Annotated in this window: 18 protein-coding genes; 13 read left to right on the plus strand and 5 right to left on the minus strand. The window is 68.9% G+C overall.

The genetic code is table 11. The annotated features are described in order from the left end of the window. Nucleotides 1-73 precede the first annotated feature (73 nt). Nucleotides 74-1,309 (plus strand): ammonium transporter, encoded by a 1,236-nt coding sequence (locus tag VHC63_07515; GenBank protein HVV36438.1) that lies wholly within the window; start codon nt 74-76, stop codon nt 1,307-1,309. A gap of 9 nt (nt 1,310-1,318) precedes the next feature. Continuing rightward, entirely contained in the window at nt 1,319-1,657 is a 339-nt protein-coding gene (locus VHC63_07520; protein ID HVV36439.1) for a P-II family nitrogen regulator, read from the plus strand. Here the strand turns inward: VHC63_07520 and VHC63_07525 are convergent. Then, nucleotides 1,643-3,622: a hypothetical protein gene (locus tag VHC63_07525; protein HVV36440.1), complete on the minus strand. Its 1,980-nt coding sequence runs from the start codon at nt 3,620-3,622 to the stop codon at nt 1,643-1,645. The genes VHC63_07520 and VHC63_07525 overlap by 15 nt on opposite strands. 259 nt (nt 3,623-3,881) lie before the next feature. Here VHC63_07525 and VHC63_07530 point away from each other — a divergent pair, with 259 nt between their 5' ends. Then, nucleotides 3,882-4,532: a cation transporter gene (locus VHC63_07530; GenBank protein ID HVV36441.1), complete on the plus strand. Its 651-nt coding sequence runs from the start codon at nt 3,882-3,884 to the stop codon at nt 4,530-4,532. A gap of 29 nt (nt 4,533-4,561) precedes the next feature. On the opposite strand, the gene VHC63_07535 is transcribed toward VHC63_07530, so the two are convergent. Continuing rightward, nucleotides 4,562-6,850 carry a [protein-PII] uridylyltransferase gene (locus VHC63_07535; protein HVV36442.1) on the minus strand — a complete coding sequence of 763 codons (2,289 nt, stop codon included), beginning with the start codon at nt 6,848-6,850 and terminating at the stop codon, nt 4,562-4,564. A gap of 111 nt (nt 6,851-6,961) precedes the next feature. Between VHC63_07535 and VHC63_07540 the strand changes: the two genes are divergently transcribed. The 7 genes from VHC63_07540 (at nt 6,962) to VHC63_07570 (ending at nt 14,693) form a co-directional block, all read left to right on the plus strand. Further along, entirely contained in the window at nt 6,962-8,545 is a 1,584-nt protein-coding gene (locus tag VHC63_07540) for an ammonium transporter (protein ID HVV36443.1), read from the plus strand. Nucleotides 8,546-8,547: 2 nt separating this feature from the next. Then, complete coding sequence (locus VHC63_07545) at nt 8,548-8,889, plus strand: P-II family nitrogen regulator (GenBank protein ID HVV36444.1); 342 nt, start codon at nt 8,548-8,550, stop codon at nt 8,887-8,889. A gap of 153 nt (nt 8,890-9,042) precedes the next feature. Then, entirely contained in the window at nt 9,043-10,404 is a 1,362-nt protein-coding gene (locus tag VHC63_07550; protein ID HVV36445.1) for a hypothetical protein, read from the plus strand. A 34-nt stretch (nt 10,405-10,438) separates the two neighbouring features. Beyond that, the gene (locus VHC63_07555) at nt 10,439-11,113 is read left to right on the plus strand and encodes a ribonuclease HII (GenBank protein ID HVV36446.1); all 675 of its coding nucleotides are present in this window, start codon (nt 10,439-10,441) and stop codon (nt 11,111-11,113) included. Beyond that, on the plus strand, nt 11,113-11,328 hold the full coding sequence (locus VHC63_07560) for a hypothetical protein (protein ID HVV36447.1): 216 nt from the start codon (nt 11,113-11,115) through the stop codon (nt 11,326-11,328). The genes VHC63_07555 and VHC63_07560 overlap by 1 nt, the downstream gene beginning before the upstream one ends. 27 nt (nt 11,329-11,355) lie before the next feature. After that, nucleotides 11,356-14,013, plus strand: a complete 2,658-nt coding sequence (locus tag VHC63_07565) for a glycoside hydrolase family 38 C-terminal domain-containing protein (protein ID HVV36448.1) — start codon at nt 11,356-11,358, stop codon at nt 14,011-14,013. Further along, nucleotides 14,010-14,693, plus strand: coding sequence for a hypothetical protein (locus VHC63_07570; GenBank protein ID HVV36449.1), 684 nt, complete (start codon nt 14,010-14,012; stop codon nt 14,691-14,693). The genes VHC63_07565 and VHC63_07570 overlap by 4 nt, the downstream gene beginning before the upstream one ends. Before the next feature lie 213 nt (nt 14,694-14,906). On the opposite strand, the gene VHC63_07575 is transcribed toward VHC63_07570, so the two are convergent. Both VHC63_07575 and VHC63_07580 read right to left on the minus strand, forming a co-directional pair. Next, on the minus strand, nt 14,907-16,001 hold the full coding sequence (locus tag VHC63_07575) for a hypothetical protein (GenBank protein ID HVV36450.1): 1,095 nt from the start codon (nt 15,999-16,001) through the stop codon (nt 14,907-14,909). After that, entirely contained in the window at nt 15,998-17,014 is a 1,017-nt protein-coding gene (locus VHC63_07580; GenBank protein ID HVV36451.1) for an NAD(P)H-dependent glycerol-3-phosphate dehydrogenase, read from the minus strand. Before VHC63_07580 ends, VHC63_07575 begins: the two co-directional genes overlap by 4 nt. Before the next feature lie 25 nt (nt 17,015-17,039). Here VHC63_07580 and cofC point away from each other — a divergent pair, with 25 nt between their 5' ends. Beyond that, a complete protein-coding gene (gene cofC / locus VHC63_07585) occupies nt 17,040-17,585 on the plus strand; it encodes a 2-phospho-L-lactate guanylyltransferase (protein HVV36452.1) in 546 nt (181 codons plus the stop codon). Nucleotides 17,586-17,648: 63 nt separating this feature from the next. On the opposite strand, the gene VHC63_07590 is transcribed toward cofC, so the two are convergent. Beyond that, nucleotides 17,649-18,020, minus strand: a complete 372-nt coding sequence (locus VHC63_07590) for a hypothetical protein (protein ID HVV36453.1) — start codon at nt 18,018-18,020, stop codon at nt 17,649-17,651. A 147-nt stretch (nt 18,021-18,167) separates the two neighbouring features. On the opposite strand from VHC63_07590, the gene VHC63_07595 reads away from it, so the two are divergent. Continuing rightward, nucleotides 18,168-18,392 carry a hypothetical protein gene (locus tag VHC63_07595; GenBank protein HVV36454.1) on the plus strand — a complete coding sequence of 75 codons (225 nt, stop codon included), beginning with the start codon at nt 18,168-18,170 and terminating at the stop codon, nt 18,390-18,392. 24 nt (nt 18,393-18,416) lie between these two features. After that, a complete protein-coding gene (locus tag VHC63_07600; protein HVV36455.1) occupies nt 18,417-21,911 on the plus strand; it encodes an adenylate/guanylate cyclase domain-containing protein in 3,495 nt (1,164 codons plus the stop codon). Nucleotides 21,912-21,961: the final 50 nt, after the last annotated feature.

The following is a 21,961-nucleotide window of genomic DNA, read 5'->3' on the forward strand; positions in this document are numbered from 1 at the left end:
ATCACGTTAGTGAGCGCGGTTACCGGCTTGAATGTGACGCAATTCTTTCGTCCTGATGAGGAGGTCGTGACGCGTGGCGCACATCGACACGGGTGACACCGCTTGGGTGCTGGTCGCAACGGCGCTGGTGCTGTTTATGACACCGGGCCTGGCGCTGTTCTACGGCGGCATGGTGCGAGCCAAGAACCTGCTGGCGATGTTGATGCAGAACTTCTTCGCCATGGGCATCGTCACGGTGCTGTGGGTGCTGTTCGGCTACTCGCTCGCCTTCGGCCACGCCGGGAACGCCGGCGTGATCGGCAGCTTCGACTTCGTCGGCCTCAAGGACCTCACCCACGCCGTGTCGGGCACCGTGCCGGCGTTCGCCTTCGTGGCGTTCCAGTGCACGTTCGCGGTCATCACCCCGGCGCTCATCACCGGCGCCATCGCCGACCGGATGCGGTGGGCGGCGTGGGTCGGCTTCATCGTGTTGTGGTCAGTCCTCGTGTACGTTCCCGTCGCCCACTGGGTCTTCGCCGGCGGCTGGCTCGCCCATCGCGGCGCCCTCGACTTCGCCGGTGGCACCGTGGTCCACGTCAACGCCGGCGCCGCCGCCCTCGCCCTCGTGCTCATCCTCGGCAAGCGTCGCGGCTGGCCGAAGGAACCGATGCCGCCGCACTCGCTGCCTCTGACGCTGTTGGGCACGGGCATCTTGTGGTTCGGGTGGTTCGGCTTCAACGCCGGCTCGGCGCTGGCGGCCAACGGCGTCGCGGCGGTGGCGTTCATGAACACCTTCGTGGCGCCCGCCGCCGCCATGCTCGGCTGGCTCATCGTCGAGCGCTGGCGCGACGGCCACGCCACCACCCTCGGCGCGGCGTCGGGTGCGGTCGCCGGCCTCGTCGCCATCACGCCGTGCGCCGGCTTCGTCGGACCGCTCGCCGCGGTGGTCATCGGGCTCGTCACCGGTGCCGTCTGCTACCTCGCGATTTCGCTCAAGTTCCGCTTCGGCTACGACGACTCGCTCGACGTGGTCGGCGTCCACCTCGTAGGCGGCATCCTCGGGTCGATCCTGCTCGGGCTCTTCGCCGACGTGAGCATCAACAGTGCGGGCCGTGACGGCGTGTTCTTCGGCGGTGGCTGGGGCCTCTTCGGCGAACAGGTGCTGGCGGTAGCAGCCACGTTCGTGTTCTCGTTCGTCGTGTCGGGCCTCATCGGCCTCGCCCTCAAAGCGGCGCTGCCCAAGGGCATCCGCGTCACCGAGGAGCAGGAGCACACCGGCCTCGACCTCACCCTGCACGCCGAGTCCGCTTACGCCTTCGACCGGGGATAAGGAGACACCGTGAAACTGATCGTTGCCATCGTGAAGCCGTTCAAGGTCGACGAAGTCAAGGATGCGCTGCTCGAACTCGGGCTGCACGGCATGACCGTGTCGGAGGCCCAGGGGTTCGGTCGCCAGCGCGGCCACAGCGAGGTGTACCGCGGCAAGGAGTACACGATCGACTTCGTGCCCAAGTCGCGCATCGAAGTCCTGGTCGAGGACGACGACGTGCACCGCGTGCTCGACCGCTTGATGGAGGTCGCCCGCACCGGTCAGATCGGCGACGGCAAGGTGTGGGTCATCCCGCTCGAGGGCGTGTACCGCGTGCGGACGGGCGAAGCCGGCTCAGACGCCCTCTAGCGCGTCGGGCAGCGGCGCGGCCGACACCACCGACAGCACCTGCACCGCGCGCGTCAGCGCGATGTAGAGGGCGCGCACGCCGTCGGCTTCGACGATGGCGGCGGGCTCGACCACCACGACGGCGTCGAACTCGAGACCTTTGACGGTGAGCGGCGCCAGCACAGTCACGTGGTCGTCGAGGACCGCGGCGCGGCGGGCGTCGGTGAAAGCCACGCCGGCATCACGCAGCGACTCGGCGACGGCGTCGAGCAGCGCGGCCGGTGCCACCACAGCGACGGTGTTCCACTCGCCCACCAGTTCGAGGGTGGCCAGCGCAGTGGCGGCGGGAAGATCGTCCGCGTCGACTTCGGTCAGCCGCGGCTCCTCGCCGCGCTGGCGCACCGACGCGGTCGGCGTCAGCGACGGCGCCGCCACCGGCAGTAGCCGATTGGCGAAGTCGATGATCGGCGCGGGCACGCGGTAGCCGACGGTCAACTCCTCGAGGCGGGGCTGGGCGGGCGCCACCACGGCGAGGGCGTCCTCCCAACTGGTCTGGCCGCCCGGGGCCGTCGCCTGCGCGAGGTCACCGAGGATCGTCATCGACCCGCCGCGGGCGCGGCGGGCCACCATACGCAGTTCCATCGCCGACAGGTCCTGCGCCTCGTCGACCACCACGTGCTCGTAGAGCCGTGGCCCATCGGACGTGAGCGCTTCGGCCTCGTCGAGCACCGCGAGGTCGGCCTGGGTCCACTGCTCCTCGCTTACGCGCGCCGCCGCTTTGCGGGCCAGGAGGTCGCGTTCGTCGGCCGAAAGCACACCGGCGGTGGCCTGCATCAGCGTGCGCTGGTTGCCGTACAGGCGCCGGACGACGTCGGTGGCGCTCACGGTCGGCCAGATCTTGTCGAGCACCGCCTTGAGCCCGGCGCTGCGGCGCACGTCGTGGGTGAACGGACCCCAGTCGGCGAGTTTCGTCGTGGGCTTGGCGAGGTGCGTCTGCCACGCCAGGTCGACGAGTTGGTTACGCAACACGTCGCGGCTCTGGTTGACCGACCGGGCGCTCGCCCGCGAGACCTCGACCAGCGCGGCGACGTCGTCGGCGGGCAGCGTCACCGCGCCGAATCCCGACGCGAAGGTGACGTCGTCTTTGGGGACGCTGACGCGGGCGAACACGGCGCGGCGGACGACCTCGACCATCCGCGGCTCGCCTTTCAGGCGCGCGACAGCGGCCGATTCGGTGGCCCGCACGCGGTACCGAGCCGCGACGAGGCCGGGCAGGGTGAGCTGCACCGCGGCGGTCTCGCCAAGCGAGGGCAGGACCTGGCTGATGTAGCGCAGGAACAAAGGATTCGGCCCGAGGATGAGCAGGCGCTCGCCGCGCAACAGGTCGCGGTGCTCGTAGAGGAGGAACGCGGCGCGGTGGAGACCAACGGCCGTCTTGCCCGTGCCCGGTCCACCCTGCACCACGACGCACTGCTCGAGCGGGGCGCGGATGATCACGTCCTGCTCGGCCGCGATGGTGGCGACGATGTCGCGCATCTCGCCCGTACGCGACTTCTCGATCTCGGCGAGCAACGGGTCGGGCACGTAGGCGCCGGCACCGGCGTCAACGGCGTTGGTGGCGGTGAAATCCTCGTCGAAGATGTCGAGCAGCGCCGGGCCGTCGAGGATGAACCGGCGACGCAGGCGCAGGCCCATCGGGTCGGCGACCGTGGCACGGTAGAAGCCGGTGGCGACGGGCGCCCGCCAGTCGGTTACCACCGCGTCGCCGTTCTCGTCTTCGACGTGGCGGCGCCCGATGTAGTGGCGCTCGTCGTCGCGCCGGTCGAGCCGGCCGAAGCACAGCGCCGTGGGACGGTCGGCCAGCGCGTCGACGCGGCGCTGTTTCTCGGCGTCCCACGCGGCGGCAATATCAGGGTCGACGCCGCCCTCAGTGACGTTGCCGCCTTGGTAGCCCAGCTCCTTGAGATAGATCGCCCGATCCCGCATTCGAGCGAGGTTCATTTGTGCAAAATCGAGGAACGCTTGCTCGGCATGGAGCTCAGGGTGACGGACAAACGAGTCAGTGTTTGCAGGGGCCATTGCCCGGACGGTAACCCGTGAGGAGCAGGATTTCAAGAAAAAGAGGCGCGCCTAATAGGCCTCAATTTTTCCCGTTATGTTTATCCTACGAGCGCCTCATTTGGCGCTTTTGCAGACTGTACCTACCGGCGTTTTGGTGTGCAAGTGACTAAGGTGCCCGGGCGGAGTGCCGGGAAGTCTGGTCGGCGTCGAAAAGGAGCGCGCCACCGTTAACGTCAACCCGTCCCACGCCCGTCAGGGCCTGCTCGTCTCGTTGGCGTCGATCGCGTGGACGGTGATCGCCAGCACGGCCGAGATCGTCCTCGGACTACAGCACCACGTGCTCACCCTGGTGGTGTTCGGCCTTGCCGGCGCGCTCGACGCCGTGGGGTCCTCCGCGCTCGCCGTGCACTTCCGCCACGCGCTGCGCCACGACGTGCTGGCCGAACGGCACGAGCGTCGCGCCATGATCATCGTCAACACCGGACTCGTCGCGCTGGGCGTGGTCACCTCCGTTGAGAGCATTCGCCGGCTCGCCACCGGACACGTCGGTTCGTCGACCGGTCTCGGCGTCGCCGTCGCCGCCGCGGCCGTCGTCGTGCTGGGTGTCTTGGCGAGTATCAAGGTGCGCGTCGCGCGCGACGTCGGCAGCCCCGCGCTCGCGTCCGACGGCTACCTATCGGCTACCGGGGCTCTCCTCGCGGTCGTCGCCGTCGTCGGAGCAACCGTCGGGACGCGCGCGGGCCTCACGTGGGTCGACCCGGCGGCGGCGATGGCGATCGCTCTCGTGGCGGCCGGCGTCGGCGCGGTCGAGATGCGCCGCGGCCTCGCCGACTGACGCCCTGTGACGACCCCGGCGCGCTGGCATTAGGTCGAAAGGTTGTGGACGATCGCCCGTTCGATCTCATGGAGCATGTCGCCGTCCCACACCTTCTCGCCCTGCCGATCGGTCACGTAGAAGGCGTCGACGACGCGCACGCCGAGGGTCTGCACCTTCGCGGAGCGCACGTCGAGGTCGAGCTCGACCAGCGCGCTGGCGATGGCGTAGAGCACGCCGATGCGGTCGCCCGTCTCCACGTCGATCACGGTCGCGCTCGGTGACGCGCCGTTGTCGATGGTGACCGACGACCCGCGCGCCAGCGGGTTGTAGACCTGCCGCCCGTAGGTGCGGGCGCGCTCGGCGACGCGCGCGTGGACAGCCAAGCGCCCGTCGAGGGCGCGTTCGATATCCGCGATGATCCGGGGCCACGGCGTCTCCTCGCGGTACGGGTCGTTGACGCGGAACTCTTCGAGGGCGCGGCCGTCTTCGGTCGAGTACACGCCGGCGGTGAGCACGTCGATGCCGTGCATGGCGAGCACCCCCGTCACGCGGCTGAACAACCCGGGCCGGTCGTTCGCCATGATCGTCAGCACGCCGTCGGCCGCCTCGATGCGCTGCCCCGGCGCCGCCAAGGCCGCGAGTTGCTCGGGTGACGGGAACGTGCGCGCCGGCACCACGATCATGTCGCCGCCCGCCAGCACCGTCCCGGCGCGCTCGACGAGTTGCGACAGCAGGTGCGCCTTCCACGGACTCCACGCCGCCGGGCCGGTGGCGATCGAGTCGGCCTCCGTCAGTGCGGCGAGCAACTCGAGGCGTTCGATCGAGCCGACTGCTTCGGCGACGCGCTCGATCGTCGCTGGGTCGTCGAGGTCGCGCCGGGTGGCGACATCGGGCAGCAGCAGGTGCTGCTCGACCAGGAACACCAGCGTCTCGGTGTCGGCGGCGTCGAAGGCGAGCCGCGGCGCCAGTTGGCGCACGAGTGCCATGCCCGCCTCCGTGTGGTCCCCCGGCAGCCCCTTGCCGAGGTCGTGCATGAACGCACCCATGACCAGCAGGTCGGGCCGCTTCACGCGATTGACGAGCGCGGTGGCGTTGGCGGTGGCCTCCAGCAGGTGCCGGTCGACGGTGAAGCGGTGATACGCGTTGTGCTGCGGCTTGGCCCGCACCGGCGCCCACTCCGGCAGCAACCGCGTCCAGACACCGCGCTGGTCGAGGGCTTCGATGACGCCGATGGCCGGGCGGCCGGTGAGCAGCAATTCGACGAGCAGCTCCCGCGCCTCCGCCGGCCACTGTTCGGACAAGGTAGGTGAGTTCGAGAGCAGTTCGAGCGACTCACGCTCGATGGCGACGTCTTCGCGCGCCGCCGCCAACGCCACGCGCAACGCGGTGAGAGGATCGCGTTCGGCGACCTCGCGCTCGACGTGCAGCTCCTCGTCGCGTAGCACGATGCCGGGGAACAACTCGCGGGCCCGCCGCGATCCGAGACGGCCGATGGGCGTGCGGGCGTTGTAGCGGATGCGCCGCCAGGTGTCGTCGCTCGTCCAGGCGATCGTGCGCGCCGCCTCAGCGATCCGCTTCATCAACGCGTCCGCGTTCTCGTAGCCGAGCGCTTCGGCGACGGGCCGTTGGTCCTGCAGCGCCAACAGGTTGGCGTTGCGTTTTGTCAGGCGCTGCAGTTCGACGCGGGCCGCCAACAACACGTCGTAGGCGGCACCGATCGCCTCGCTGTCGTGCTGCTCGATGACGGGTTCGGCCGCTTCGGCCCAGCGCAGCGCGTGCACGTCGCGCAGTCCACCGCGCCCGTCCTTGAGGTCGGGCTCGAGCCGGAACGCCACTTCGCCCGCGGTCGCGTGGCGCTCCTCGACGCGATCACCCAGCGCCTGCAACCACCGCTTGGATTTCTTGGTCCACTGCGAGTGCGCGCCGGCGGCGATGTCCGCCACGAGCGAGGCGTCACCGGCCACGCGGCGCGCGCTGAGTAGCGCGGTGGCCGTGTCAAGGTCGTCGGCTGCCAGGCCAAGCGCCTGCTTGGGCGTCTGCACGCTGTGGCCGAGGTGGAGTCCGGAGTCCCAGATCGGGTACCAGATGCGATTGGCGATTTCGTCGATGTCAGCGCGACCGGTATGGGCCAGCATCAGGTCGATGTCGCTGCCGGGCGCCAACTCGGCGCGGCCGTAGCCGCCCACCGCCACGAGCGCCACTCCCCGGTCGTCGTCGTCGACGGCGGCGGCGAGCAGCTCGCGCAACCAGCCGTCGACGAGGTCGCTGTAGGCCGCGCACCAGGCCGCGCCGGTCAGCGACGTGTCGGCGAACAGCGACGAGCGATCGAGGGGCACGAGCACAGAGTACGAAGCCGATTCGGCCGCGCCACGCTGGATGCGACCGTTCACATTGTTGAAACGCAACGAGAACGAAAGCGAAATGCCACCTCCCTACCTTGCCGGTCCATGATCCGCCGGCGTTTGTCTCGACTCAGGGAGAAGGACACGCGCAAGCTGATCCTGATCTACGCCACGGGGAAGATGCTCGGCGTCGGCGCCATGTTCGCAGCGATCAAGGGCATCACGTGGTTCCTCCCTCAGGTCGCCGGGGCCGAGGACATGAAGACACTGCACGACGTCACCGCGCAGGTGCACACGTCGATCAGCGCCATCAACACGGCGTGGGTGCTCGTGACCGCGTTCCTCGTCTTCTTCATGCAGGCCGGTTTCATGGGTCTGGAGATCGGCTTCGCCCGGTCGAAGGAAACGGTCAACGTCCTCATGGAGTGCGTGTTCGACACGTGCCTGTGCGGCATCCTCTACTGGGCCTTCGGCTTCGCCTTCCAGTTCGGTGCCGGCAACGCGTTCATCGGCCACAACTACTTCTTCCTGCACGGAGCGCCGGTTGTCTACAACTACGGCGGCGTGGCGGGCGGTGTGTCCTACAACACCGGCGTGGCGTTCCTCGCCTTCTTCCTGTTCCAGTTCGCCTTTGCCGACACGGCGTCAACGGTGACGTCGGGCGCCATGATCGGTCGCACCAGCTTCAAGGGCGACATCCTCTACTCGATGTGCGTGTCGGGCTTCTTCTATCCGATCTTCGGCCACTGGGCCTGGGGCCCCGGCGGTTGGTTGCAGAACTTGCACACCAGCGCCTTCAGCTTCATCCACTCCGACATCTTCTTCCGTGACTTTGCCGGCTCGACCGTCGTGCACACCGTCGGCGGCGTCATCGCCCTTATGGGTGCGATCGTGCTCGGCCCTCGACTCGGGCGGAAGTTCAAGCGAGACGGCGGCGGTCCAACGCCGCCGAGCGATCTCGCGTGGGGCGCCATCGGCGGCGTCATCCTGTGGTTCGGCTGGTACGGGTTCAACCCCGGCTCGACGCTCTCCGCCCTCGACTTCGCCGGCATCGGCCGGGTCGCGGCCAACACCACACTCGCCGCCTGTGCCGGCGGCATGGTCGCCGTCTTCTTCGTCTACCCACGATCGAAGAAGTGGGACCTGGGCATGTCGGTGAACGGCTTCCTCGGCGGCCTCGTCGCCATCACGGCGCCCTGCTACTGGGTGAGTCCCGGCTATGCGGTGCTCATCGGTGCGATCGCCGGTGTCATCGTGCCCCTCGCCGTCGACGCCATGGAGTACCTGCGCATCGACGACCCGATCGGCGCGGTGGCCGTCCACATGGTGGCGGGCATCTGGGGCACGTTGTCCATCGGCCTGTTCGCCAGCGGCGACTTCGGGCCGTTCAAGGGCTTGTTCTACGGCGGCGGGACGCAGCAGTTGTGGGCGCAGGCCATCGGTAGCGCGTCGTGCCTCGCCTTTGTGGGGGGTCTGTCCTACGTCGTGTTCCGCATCATCGCCACGCTGCCCGGCTCGTGGAACCTGCGACTCGAGCAAGAACTCGAACTCGAGGGCATCGACATCACCGAGCACGGCACGCCGGCGTACCACGTCGAGTTCGGTCAGGGCATGACGTACACGACGCCGAGCGGCTTGCCGCCTCGCACCGGCGTCACCACCCCGGCGGCGCCGAAGGTGGAGGTGTAGCCGTGCCGTATCTCATCACCGCAATCATCAAGCCGTTCAAGCTCGAAGAGGTGAAGGAGAACCTGCGGGCCGCCGGCATGCTCGGGCTCACCGTTACCGAAGTGAGCGGCTACGGCCGCCAGGGGGGCAAGACGGAGTCGTTCCGCGGCACCGAATACAAAATGGAGTTCGTGCCCAAGGTCAAGATCGAGGTGCTCGTCGGCGACACCGAGGTCGACAAGGTCATCGATCTCATCGCCTCCTCGGCGCACACCGGCAAGGTGGGCGACGGCAAGATCTGGGCCGTCGACCTCTCCCGGCTCATGCGGATTCGTACGAGCGAGCAAGGCGACGACGCCATCTAAGCGTCGCCCAGTTGGTTATGGTGGCGGAGGCGAGCAGGTCGCCTCCGGTCCGCGGACAGGGCAGAGCCCACCTGTGATGTGCAGCCTGAAAGCGCAGTCGATCCACTCCTTTCAGCTTGGTGATGCGGACCACCGGCGTCGAAAGGAGTCGCGTTGTCGACTGAGCAACCCACCATCCCCCTCCCCGAGCGCCCCAACCTCGAGCAGCTGAAGAAGCGCGCCAAGGAGATCGCGGCGCAGCGGACGATCCCGCTGAGCGAAGCCCAGTTCCAGCTGGCACAGGGCTACGGCTTCGCGTCGTGGCCGAAGCTGAAGGCGCACGTCGAACTCGTGGCGCGTCTGTCGCGTGAACCCGCGGGCGAAGACTTTCTTGCTCTGGCCTGTGTCTTCACCGACGACGCCGCGCCCGGTCGCATCGAGCGCGCCGTCGCCCTGCTGGCCGACGACCCGTCACTGCGGACCCGCGACTCGTGGCACGCCGCCGCGTGCGCCAGCGCGGACGGCGTGCGCCGCGCCGACGCGCGCACCGATGGCGGACCATTCGCGTGGGAACCGCTGCTGTACCTCTGCTACTCACGCATCCCCGCGTCCGAAGCCGACGTGGTGGCCACCGCGACCGCGTTGCTCGACGCCGGCGCCGACCCCAACGCCGGCTACCTGTGGCACGGCATGCCGTCGCCGTTTACCGCGCTGACGGGCGTGCTCGGCGCCGGCGAAGGCGACGAACCGGAACACCCGCACTGGCGCGCCCTGGCGACGCTGCTGCTCGAACGCGGCGCCAACGCCAACGACGCCCAGGGTCTGTACAACCGGCAGTTCCGCCGCAGCGACGACCATCTGGCGTTGTTGTTCGACTACGGCCTCGGCGCGGGTGACGGCGGCCCGTGGCGGGCGCGCCTCGGCGACCAGATGGAGTCGCCCTTCGAAATGGTGCAGCACCAACTGCGCTGGGCGATCCACCACAACCACGTCGACCGCGTGCGCTTGTTCGCCGAACGCGGCGTCGATCTCACGACCCCGTTCGACGGCCGCCCGGCGTGGGCCCACCAGGCGCGGGGCAAGACGCCCGCCGAGTGGGCGCGGCTGTGCGGCCACGACGAAATCGTCGAACTCTTGGCCGCGCACGGAGCGACCGCGGCCGCGCTCGACCCCGTCGACCAGTACGTCGCCGACGTGATGGCCGGGCGGACACCGTCGCCCGCCGCGCGCGACGCGGTGCGCGGCGCCCGCCCGTCGCTGGTGGTGCAAGCGACTGCTACCGGGCGGACCGACGCCGTGCGGGTGGCCGTCGCCGAAGGGTTCGACGTCAACGCCCTCGGCCGCGCCGATGCTCCCGTCGAGCAGCCGTGGCAGACGGCGCTGCACTCCGCCGTCGAGCGCGACGACCACGCGATGGTCGACCTCCTGCTCGAACTCGGCGCCGACCCGACGATCGAGGACGCCCGCTTCCACGCCACTCCCCTCGGCTGGGCCGAGCACTTCGGCAACGAGCCGATGGCGGCCCGGCTGCGGTGATGCGGCCGGGGTACGTCCGCTACCGTCGCGGACGATGGCCAGCAAGCGGACTCCGCCCTCGCTCCGCCAGGAAAGGGCGCTGTGGGACGAGGGCTTCGCCGTCGTCGCCGGCATGGACGAGGTCGGCCGTGGGGCATGGGCCGGCCCGCTGTCGGTGGGCGCGGCGGTGCTCCCGAGAGACAAGCGCGTCTACAACGTGCGCGACTCGAAGATGCTTAGCGAGAAGGAGCGTGAGCGCCTCTTCGACCGCATCGCGAGCTGGTGCGTGGCGTGGTCCGTGGGCCACGCCACCCATGAGGAGTGCGACGAGTTGGGCATGTCCGCCGCGCAGAAGCTGGCGGCCAAGCGCTGCCTCGACGGCCTCGGTGTCGAGGTCGACAAGGTGCTGCTCGACGGCAACTGGGACTTCGTGGGCGGCGGACGCACGATCAAGCTGATCAAGGGCGACGCCCGCTGCCTGTCGATCGCGGCGGCGTCGATCCTCGCCAAGGTGACACGCGACCGCATGATGCGCGCCGAAGCGCCCCACTTCCCCGGCTACGACTTCGAGCGCAACAAGGGCTATCCGTGCCCGTGGCACAAGGCGGCACTGCGGGCGATGGGCCCGACGTCGCTGCACCGGCGCAGCTGGGTGTTCATGGATCACCTGCCGTGGGGCGTCAAGCAACTCGAAGGCGAGAATCCCGCACCCGATCCGACGCTGTTCTGATGCTCGAACCCGACGGCCTGATCGAGCACGGTACGCCCGTCGAGGTGAAGTCGCGCTTCGACGGCAAGTGGTCCCGGGGTTTCACCGTCGAGCACGGCAACGACGACGGCTACACCGTTCGCCGCGAGCACGACCAGGTCTTGTTGCCCGAGCGCTTCCCCGCCGACGAGGTGCGCATCGAGAAGCGGCACCACCTGCGTTTCTGGCGCCACTAACCCGAGCGGGGACAGCACAATGGGGGCATGACGCCGCGCCGGGTCAACATCGTCCCCCACACCCACTGGGACCGCGAGTGGTACTCGCCGTTCCAGAAGTTCCGGATGCGACTCGTCGAGATGGTCGACGGGCTGCTGCCACTGCTCGACGGCGACGCGTCGTACAGCCACTTCCTGCTCGACGGGCAGATGGCGGTCGTCGACGACTACCTCGAGGTGCGTCCCGAAGCCGAAGCCACGCTGCGGCGCCTCGCGGGTGAGGGCCGCCTGGCGATGGGCCCGTGGTACTCGCTGCCCGACGAATTCCTGGTCTCGGGCGAAACGATCATCCGGAATCTGCAAACCGGCCTCGCCCGCGCCGCGCAATTCGGCGGCGCCATGGACGTCGGCTACCTGCCCGACATGTTCGGCCACGTATCGCAGATGCCACAGATCTTCCGGCTCTTCGGCTTCGAGCACGCGGTGGTGTGGCGCGGCGTGCCGAACGCGATCGACCGCACGGGCTTCATGTGGTCGTCCCCCGATGGGTCGACGGTGCGCGCCGAATACCTATGGCGAGGCTACGGCAACGGGGCACGCACGCCGAAGGACTCGAAAGAGCTGCTCGAGCGCATTGCCGAGTACGAGGCGCTCACGCACGCGGCGATGGACGGGCGCAACCCCACGCATCCCGCGCCGATGCTGTGGATGAACGGCAGTGACCACCTCTCCCCCGACCCCTGGCTCGGTCAAGTGATCGCCGAGGCCAACGCGGCCCAGCAGGACTTCGACCTCCAGATCACAACGCTCGCCGACCACCTCAAGACGAGCCCGACGAAGGATCTGCCCAAGTGGACGGGCGAGTTGCGGTCGGGCGGCCGCGCCAACCTGCTGATGGGCGTCACGTCGAACCGCACCGACGTGCGGCTACTCGCCGCCCGCGCCGAGCGTGCCCTCGAACGTCTCGCCGAGCCGTTGAGCGCGCTCTTCCTGCCGGCGGAAAAGTGGCCGGGCGCACTGCTGGCGATCGCGTGGAAGGAAATGTTGCGCAACGCGGCCCACGACTCGATCTGCGCCTGCTCACACGACGACGTGGTCGACGCCGTCATCGTTCGTTTCCAGGAGGCGCGCCACATCGGCGAGGGGCTGACATATCAAGCGAAGCGCGCCATCGCCGCGCAGTGCCCGTCGCCCGGGGCGGTGATCATCAACCCGTCGGCCAAGACGCGCAGCGGGCTCGTCGAACTCGACGTGCCGGGCGAAGGCCCCGCTCCGGGCGCGCAGGTCATCCACGAACGGCCGTCGGTACGCGGTGAGATCACCTTCACGGCCGACAAGGTCGGCGCGCTGCTGTCGCGACTGCGCAGCCAGCGCATCGACGACGAGACGTACTTCACCGAAGTGGTCATCGACGACAACGACGACGCGCTAGAGATCACCTTGCGTGCCAACCCGCAGCTGCGCGAGTGGCTCGAGCTGGACGCCATCAAGCGCGACATCGCGCAGAAGGTGTCGGAGCACCCGGAGCGTCCGATCAGGATGCGCATCACGCAGAACCCACAGCGCCGCATCGTCTCGCGCATCGACGACATCGCCGGCTTCGGCTGGCGGCATTGGACGGGCGAGCCGTCGCACGTCCTGCCCGTCACCGTCGAGGGCGAGTCGATGTCCAACGGCCTCGTGACCGCAGCCATCGACACGAACACCGGCACGCTCACCATCAACGGCCTCGCCGGCTTCGACCGCCTCGTCGACGGCGGCGACCAGGGCGACACCTACAACTACTCGCCGCCCGACAATGACACGCTGGTCGACGCGCCGCGTTCGGTCGAGGTGCGCACGCTCGAGTCCGGTCCGCTGCGGGCGCGCCTCGAAGTGGTGCGCACGTACGAGTGGCCCGATCGCATCGACGACGTAAAGCGCGCCCGCGTCGGATCGCACACTGTCGCCATCACGACCGTCTACGAACTGCAAGCCGGCGAGCGCATGGTGCGGGTGCGCACCACCTTCGACAATCCGGCGCGCGATCACCGGCTGCGCACGCTGTTCCCGCTGCCGGCCGTGGCAACCGGATCGCGCGCCGACTGCGCGTTCGCCGTTCCCGAGCGTGGCCTGCGCAGCGAGGGCGGTACCCACGAACTCGAACTGCCGACGCATCCGGCGAAGCGATTCGTACAAGCCGGCGGCCTGACGATCGTGGTCGACGGCGTCACGGAGTACGAAGTCGTCGAAGCCGGAAAGAAGCTGGCCCTGACGTTGCTGCGCGCGTCGGCGATGTTGTCGCGCATCGAGATGACCTACCGACCCCAGCCCGCCGGGCCGCCCGACGTGTTGCGCGGCTCGCAGATGCTCGGCCCCGTCGAAGCGCGCTACGCCATCGCCATCGGCGACGGCGATCCGTTCGCGCTGGCCGACGACTTTCTCGTCCCTCTCGAAGTGGCGAATGCGCCCGGTGACGGTCCCGGACGCGATAGCGGCCAAGCGCTGTCGGTCACCGGTGCTGAGGTGTCGTCCGTGCAGCGCGTCCCCGGCGGCATCGAGGTGCGCGTGTGGAACCCGTCGGACGAGGAAGCCACGTTGCACATCACCGACGGCGTCGGTTGGGTCGTCGACCTGCGCGGTCGTCCGGTGCGTCCCTTCGAAGGCGACAGCGTGCTGCGGCCATGGGAAATTCTCACCGTGCGCATGCCACACTTGCCGGCTTGAAACGCACTCTGGGGCTTCTGTTCGTCGCCGCGCTCTTGCTGACGGGCGCGTGCGGCAGGTTCAGTTCGAAAAAGGCGTCGACGACGACACTGTTGGGTGACGGCACGGGTGTCGGTTCGGGTCTCACGGTACCGACGACTGCGGTGCCCGTCACCGCCGGTCGCAGTGCGACAACCGGCGTGCCGGCCGCGCCGAAGTGCCCGTACACCGACCCGACATCGGAGATCGTCTACAGCAACCGCATCAGGCTGGCGTTCACCGTCTCCGCGTTGTGCCCCAAGCAGGCCGATGACATCGCGTTCAACCTCAAGGTCACCAACGTGTCGTCGACCGTCGTCCACTACGACAAGAACCAGTCGCAGTTCTTCTCGCTGCTCGCCTATCCGCAAGGGTCGGGCCGCATTCGTTGGGAAGACACCAACTGCCAGCCGAACACCGGCAACGGCCAGACCCCCGCCGGTGATCTCGCGCCCGGGCAGACGCTGTCGTTCGACGGGACGTATCCCGCGGCGAAATCCGTCGGCGACCGCGAGCGCTGCCGGCGGCTCGAAGACGGCGGCTACTCGGCCAACGCCGTGTTCCTGGTCTGCGACGACGACGCCTACACCGACGGCTATTGCGACATCGCCAAAGACAACCAGTTCAAAGCCGAACCCGTCCTCATCAACCTGGGCAGCTAGCCCTCTTCCCGGTAGCCGCCGGGGACGTAACGAAGCCCACCCGCGTCGTCCAGGCACAGCAGCGCTCAGCGAGGAACACGTGGCGTTCGTGTGGCTCCCCACTGATCAACTCGCCGAGTTCTGGAGGCCGCTCACCAACCACGACGCTCTCACCGTCCGACAGCATTGGGAGCCGACCGAGCGCGCCCGCGGACCGGGCACCCGGCGATCCGCCTAGCGCGGCGCGCCGAGCAGGACTTCGCCCGAGGGCTCGGTGCTGGACCAGTCGGGATCGAACGCGGGCGCTCGGACGGAGACTTTGGGGGGCGCTTCCCAGAGGAGCGCGGGGTGGTCGCCGTGCCAGCGGAGGGCGAAGGAGACTGGGCCGCGGTTCGTGGGCAGGTTGGCGACGTCGACGCTCCGGCCGCGCCAGGCGGCGGGATCGGCGTTCGGGAAAACGGTGACGACGCGACGTTGGGTGTCGTCGACGAGTTGGGAGCGCACAGCGCTCACGGTTGCAGCGGCGGCCGCGGGGTCGTCGAAAAGGACGAGGGGATCGGTGATGAGGTCGGGCGCGATGTCGGTGACGATCGGCAGGCCCCGGCGGCGCGGACGGACGCGGGCGTCGACGCGCAGCGCTTCGGCTTCGCTTTCGTGACCGAGCAAGGTGAGCGCGGTCGCGACCGGGGCGCCGAGGGCGCGGTGGCGCAGCGCGCGGATTCCCCCGGCGTGCAGCAGCAGGCTCGCTCGTGCGACGGCCAGGGCGTCGTCGACGGTGGCGTCGCCGGTGACGATCGACGCGCCCTGGCGCGTCATCACGTGCCAGCCGCGGGCGACGGCGTCGAGGGGCGGCAAGTTGTCGGGCGGGGAGGCGCCGATGCTGGCACGCCACAGGGTGGTGTGGGAGACCGGATGCACGAGCAGTTCGACGCCCACGTCGGCGGCGGCCGCACGCGCCGGCGCCGTGAAGTGCAGCGAGGGGCGCGAGCGCGGCTCCGCAATGTCGTCCGGCGCCACGAGGGCGACGCCGATGGCGACGGGAATCGTTGCGGTGTTGTGGAACTCGAGGGCGATGGCGCCGCCTTCGGCGTCCGCGACCGCGGCGGCGCGCCACACGACGTCGCCGCCGGGCACGCGGATAGCGGTCTCCACGACGGGTGAGAGGTCGACGACGCGCTGGCGCCGCGACGTCGAGGCCGCGGGCACGTGCCACTGGTCGTCGCCGCCGACCCACCACTCGACGCGCCAGCCGCCCTCGAAGTGGAGGTAGCCGTATTCGTCGAGAGCCGCCAGCGGGGCCTCACCGGCGACGGCGAGCGGGATCCTCAAGCGATGCCGTGCGACTCGGACTTGGCCGAGCGCGACATCAGGCGCACGATGACGTCGCTGGCCGATACTTCGCCGTCGAGCACGGCCACGACTTGTTCGGCGATGGGCATCTCGACGCCAGCCTTCTGCGCGATCGCCACGACGCTGCGCGCCGTCTTCACGCCCTCGGCCACCATCTTCATCTCGGCGATGATGTCATCGAGCTTGCGACCCTTACCAAGTTGCTCGCCGACGTGACGATTACGGCTTTGACGCGAAATGCACGTCGCTACGAGGTCGCCCATGCCGGCGAGACCCGAGAAGGTGAGCGGATTGCCGCCGAGAGCGACGCCGAGACGTGTCAACTCGGCGAGGCCGCGGGTGAGCAACGCCGCCTTCGTGTTGTCGCCGAAGCCCATGCCGTCGGCCATGCCGGCGGCGAGCGCCATCACGTTCTTGAGCGCGCCGGCAACTTCGCAGCCGACGACGTCGTCGTTGCGGTAGACGCGGAAGGTGGTGGTCGAGAACACCGATTGGAGTCCCTCGGCCACCGACTCGTCGGCGAAGGCAACGACGGCGGCGGCGGGTGAGCCCTGGAGTACTTCCTTGGCGAGGTTCGGACCCGTGAGCACGCCCGCGGGGTGATCGGGGGCGACGTCGGCGATCACTTCGGTCATGCGCAACTGCGTGTCCTGCTCCATGCCCTTCGACAAGCTGACGATGGGAACGCCGGGCGACAGACTCGGGCGCAACTCGTCGAGAACGGCGCGAAAACCGTGCGAGGGCACGCCCATGACGACCACGTCGGCGCCGTCGACGGCGGCGCGGACGTCGCTCGTCACTTCGAGCGAGTTGGGCAGCGGCAAGCCGGCGAGGTAGTCGCCGTTCTGGTGTTCCTTGGCGATCTGCTCGGCGAGCTCGGGCCGGCGAGCCCACAAGACCGTCGACGCGTTCGCCGCGCTCAACGCGGCCACCGCCGTGCCCCAGGATCCCGCACCGATCACCGCTACCCGCTGCCTCGTCTCTTGGGTCATGGTCAGTATTCCTACACTGCGCCGCGTGGAACGCGTTGCCGTGGTCGTGCCGATCCGCAGCTTTCGCGCGGGTAAGGGACGCCTCGCCGGGGTGCTGAGTGACGGCGAACGGGCCGCGCTGGCGCGCACGCTGGCCCAGCGCGTGCTCGACGCCGCGGCCCCGCTCCCGGTGTACGTCGTGACCAATGACGACGACGTGATCGCGTTCGCCAGCGAGAACGACGCCAAGGTCGTCGCCGATCCGGGCAGCCTCGACGCCGCCGCCGACGCTGGTCGCGCCGCGGTCGCCGCCGACGGCTTCGGCAGGGTGATCGTCGCCCACGCCGATCTCAAAAGCCCTGAACCGTTCGCCTGGGTCGCAGACTTCGACGGCGTAACGATCGTGCCCGATCGTCACGGCAACGGCAGCAACGTGCTGGCGCTACCGACCGATGTCGCGTTCAGCTTCGCCTACGGAGACGGATCGCGTCTGCGTCACGAAACCGAAGCGATCACCCGTGGCTTGCGGTTGCGCATCGTGCACGACGCGTCGTTGGCGTGGGACGTCGACGAACCGTCGGACCTGTCGTAACGACCGCGGACGCGAAGAAGCGGCGACCGAAGTCGCCGCTTCTTCGACTACTGCGTCGTTTGGTTAACGCCGACGAGCCGGTGCCTTGCGGGCGGTCGTCTTGCGCTTGGCGGCCGCGGTCTTGCGAACCGGACCCTTCTTCTTGGCAGGCGCCTTCTTGGCTACTGCCTTCTTCCTTGCAGGAGCCTTCTTGGCCGCGGCCTTCTTCTTGGCCGGCGCCTTCTTGGCTACTGCCTTCTTCTTGGCAGGCGCCTTCTTCGCTACGGCCTTCTTCTTCGCGGGCGCCTTCTTTGCAACTGTCTTCTTCTTGGCAGGCGCCTTCTTGGCTACTGCCTTCTTCTTTGCCGGTGCCTTCTTGGCTACTGCCTTCTTCTTCGCAGGAGCCTTCTTGGCAGTGGCCTTTTTCTTAGCGGGTGCCTTCTTGGCAACAGCCATGAAATGCCGCCCTTTCATGTGTGTGGGATGCAAATGCTCGGCCTTGTTGCCGAAACGTAAAAAGTTTCAACTGTTTTGCATGCGAAATCAAGCATCGCGTCGCGCGCGTGCAACGCGCGCGCGTTCATTACGCGCAACACTGCGCGCATGTCGATGCTCGACGATGGTGAATACGACTGCGTTGTTACCGACGTGTCGCGCGACGAAAACGATGTGGTTGTCATCGAACTCGCGATCGCGAGTGGCGCGGCGAAGGGTCACACCGTTCGCTTGCGCAGCGCGATGCAAGACGAACCGATCGAGTGGTTGGGTCTTCCGGGAATGCTCCATGTTGTCGAAGGTGTTCCCCGTTTTCGTCTGGAGACCGCGTGACGACGACCAACTACCTTTGACCCAGTGACGTGTCCGAGCTGCGCTGCCAGTGCCCCTGACAACGCTCGGTTCTGTCCGTCCTGCGGGCACGCTCTGGCCGCTCGCAGCGACGAAAGACGAGTAATTACGGTGCTTTTTGCCGACATCGTGGGTTTCACCACGCTGTCGGAGACCCGTGACCCCGAACACGTCAAGAACCTCGTGGACTCGTGGTTCGCCCGCCTCGCCGTCGACGTCACCAGCCACGGCGGCCGCGTCGACAAGACGATCGGCGATGCGTTGATGGCGATCTTCGGTGCGCCCATCGCGCACGAGGACGACGCGGAACGCGCCGTGCGCTGCGCGCTGGCAATGCAACGCACCGTCACCGAGCTTGCGACCGACAACGAAGCCGCGGTGCGTCTGCGCGTCGGGGTCAACACGGGCGAAGTGTTGATCGGCGGCATGCGCGCCGGCGGCGATTTCACCGCGATGGGCGACGCGGTAAATGTTTCGAGTCGCCTGCAAACTGCGGCCGATCCCGGCACGGTCGTCGTCGGTCCGGCGACCTACGCCGCCACGCGCGGGGTCATCGCGTACGAAGAGCTCGAGCCGTTGCAGGCGCGCGGACGCGAAGAACGCGTGCCGCGCTGGCGCGCCACCGCCACGTTGGCGATGCCCGGACGACGCGCGTCGCAACGCCGCAGCCCCCTCGTCGGTCGCGACAGTGAGGTTGCGTTGCTGCGCGCGGTGATGGCCACGAGCCTGGCGCGCAGCCGCCCGAGCGTTGCGGTGATGTACGGCGAGCCAGGTGTCGGCAAGACGCGCCTCGCCGAAGAAACCGCCGAGATGGCCAAGCGCGAACACGGCGCGCTCGTGCTCGAAGGCCGGTGCGTCCCCTACGGCGAAGCCAACGTGTGGTGGCCCGTCGCCGAAGCGGTACGCGAAGCCGTCGGCCTCGACGCCACGTGTGATCTCGTCGACGCGAGCGTGCGCGGGCGCGTCCGCGTCAAGGTCGCCGAAGTGTCACGGCTCGAGGACGACGACCCCGAGCTCGATCGCCTCGTCAGCGGGCTCATGTACGTCCTCGGTGACGCCGACGCGCTCGGCGGAATCGATCCAGCCCGCGCGCCCTCCGAGGTGCGTCGCTCGATCGAGGCGTTGATTCAAGGCCTCGCCCGTCAGCAACCGTTGGTGATCGGTCTCGCCGAACTGCACTGGGCTGACGACGTGGTGCTCAGCCTGATCGACGACCTGCTCGAGCGGGCCATCGGTTTGCCGGTCTTCGTGCTCGCCACGGCGCGGCCTGACCTCGAGAAGCGGTGGTCGCCGCCGCCGGGTCGGCACAACGCGGTGGCGATGCACCTCGATCCCCTCGACGAGGTGGCCGCCGGCCAGCTGCTGTCGTCGCTGCTCGGATCTGAGGCGTCGCACGAAGTCGTGCGGCTGGTGATGGAGCGGGCGGGGGGCAACCCGCTGTTCCTCGAAGAACTCGCGGGGCTGCTGAGCGACGCCGGCAACTCGGTGGGCGAACTGCCGGCGACCCTGCGCGGGCTCGTGGCGGCGCGTATCGACGGGCTCGACCAGTCGGCGCGCGACATCCTCGACGATGCCGCGGTGATCGGGAGCGATGGACGCGTCGACGCGCTGGCGGTACTCGCCCAGTCGCGGGGCCGCGCCCTCGACGAAGCCGCGTTGGACGAACTCGTCGCCCGTGAGCTGCTCGAAGAAGACGCCGGCGCGTGGTCGTTCCGCTCCGAACTCGTGCGCGAAGTCGCCTACGACACCCTGACCAAGGCCGATCGCGCCCGGCGCCACGCCGCGATCGGCGTGTGGATGGCGGAGCGCCGGCGCAGCCTGGGGCGCGAAGACGACGAACTCGAACCGATCGCGCACCACTTGAGTACAGCCGCGCTGCTGCGGCAGTCGCTCGGCGACATCACCGGCGTGCCCGCCGACATCGGACCGCGGGCGCTGCGCGCCATCGAACGTGCCGCGATGGCGGCCAAAGGCCGCGGCATGCACGCCGGCTCGATCTTCTTGCTGGACCGCGCCCTCGAACTGCTCGACCCGGAGGACCGGGCCAACCGCCACCGCGTCCTGCTCGCCCGCGGCAGCGCCTACGCCACGCTGCGCGTGGTCGATCGCGGCCTCGCGGATGTCGAAGCGGTCGCGGCCGACCTCGGTGAAGGCGAGCTGGCGGAATGGGCGCAAGTCGAGATGCTCCGGGGCGACCTGCGCACGAGCGCGGGCAACAGCGAAGGCGCGATCAGCGCGCTCGAACATGCCCTCGAGCTGTGGCGCGAGATCGGCGATGCGGCCGCCGAAGCCAAGACGCTGCGGCTCATGGGGATGACCTATCTCTTCGCCGGCGACAACGCGGCAGCCGACCGCATGCTCGACGACGCCCTCGCCGCCTTCCGAGCGATCGGCGACCGCCAAGGCGAAGCGTGGGCGTTGCAGAACCGCGCCTGGCTGAGCTTCAACCAGGGCCTGCTCGACGAAGCCGACGCGCGACTGCACGAAGCGGAGGCGTCCTTTGTCGAGATCGGCGATTACGGCGGGCTCGGTTTCGTCCGCGGCATGCTCGGCTTCGTCCGCATGTTCCAGGGCCGGTTCGAGGAAGCCGGCGAACTCGCCGAGAACATCCTCGCCAACGAGCGCGACCGCAACGACAAGTGGGCGCTCGGCATGATCCTGCTGTTGCTGTCGAGCGTGAAGCTGTTCACCGGCAAGCCCGACGAAGCGATCAGCCCGGCGATCGAGGCTGGCGAATTGTTCAGCGCCATCGGCGACAACGAACGATTGCTGCAAGCCCACGCCACGCGCGCGCGCAGCCTCGTCGCCGTGGGCCGCATCGACGAGGCCACGGCGTTGCTCCGCGACTTGTTCGAACGCGAGGAAGCGGACTCCCCCATTGGCTACGGCCCGATCCCGGCCGCCGTCGCGGCTCAACTGGGTGAGCCGGAGATGCTGGCGTCGGCCCTCGGTCACCCCGCGCAGACGCTGACGTCGATGGGTACGGTCGCCGACCACGAGATGACGGTGCTACGCGGCGTGCACGCGCTGCTCAGCGGCGACGCGACTCGGGCGCGCACGCTGCTCGAAACATCCGCGAACAAGGCGACCAACGAAGGCCAGCGCGCCTATGCGTACGGCGCACTCGCCGTCGCCGCCGCAGCCGACCGGCAACCGAAGCTGGCGCTCGAGGCGGCGGACGCCGCGCTGGCAGCCGAAGGCGGAACATACCTCGACGTGCAGTTGGCCAAGACGGCACAGGCGCTGGCGTTCGCGCAGATGGACGACCGCCGCGCGCTCGTCGTCGCCGACGACGTCGTCAAGCGCGCCAGCGAGACCACCGACGCCTTGGCGCAAGCGACGGCGCTGCTCGTGCGCGCCAGCGTGGCGTGCGCCCTGCGCACCGATGACGCCGTCGACCAGGCCGCCGACGCCGACCAGTCGCTCGAAGCGCTCGGCACCGACCTGCCGGCGTGGCGCGAAGTGTTCGCCGCGGCGGCGACACCCGACGCTCGCCTCTGATCCGTCGCGCTGCTACGTTGCCCCTACCGATCGATCGGTAGGGGGCAACC

Source organism: Acidimicrobiales bacterium (genome assembly GCA_035546775.1).
Taxonomy (GTDB): domain Bacteria; phylum Actinomycetota; class Acidimicrobiia; order Acidimicrobiales; family JACCXE01; genus JACCXE01.

Coding starts and splice junctions, on each gene's coding strand:
- VHC63_07540 (HVV36443.1), top strand. CDS start 6,962: ATGATCCGCCGGCGTTTGTCTCGACTCAGGGAGAAGGACACGCGCAAG.
- VHC63_07555 (HVV36446.1), top strand. CDS start 10,439: ATGGCCAGCAAGCGGACTCCGCCCTCGCTCCGCCAGGAAAGGGCGCTG.
- VHC63_07525 (HVV36440.1), bottom strand. CDS start 3,622: ATGCGGGATCGGGCGATCTATCTCAAGGAGCTGGGCTACCAAGGCGGC.
- VHC63_07580 (HVV36451.1), bottom strand. CDS start 17,014: ATGACCCAAGAGACGAGGCAGCGGGTAGCGGTGATCGGTGCGGGATCC.
- VHC63_07565 (HVV36448.1), top strand. CDS start 11,356: ATGACGCCGCGCCGGGTCAACATCGTCCCCCACACCCACTGGGACCGC.
- VHC63_07560 (HVV36447.1), top strand. CDS start 11,113: ATGCTCGAACCCGACGGCCTGATCGAGCACGGTACGCCCGTCGAGGTG.
- VHC63_07595 (HVV36454.1), top strand. CDS start 18,168: ATGTCGATGCTCGACGATGGTGAATACGACTGCGTTGTTACCGACGTG.
- VHC63_07590 (HVV36453.1), bottom strand. CDS start 18,020: ATGGCTGTTGCCAAGAAGGCACCCGCTAAGAAAAAGGCCACTGCCAAG.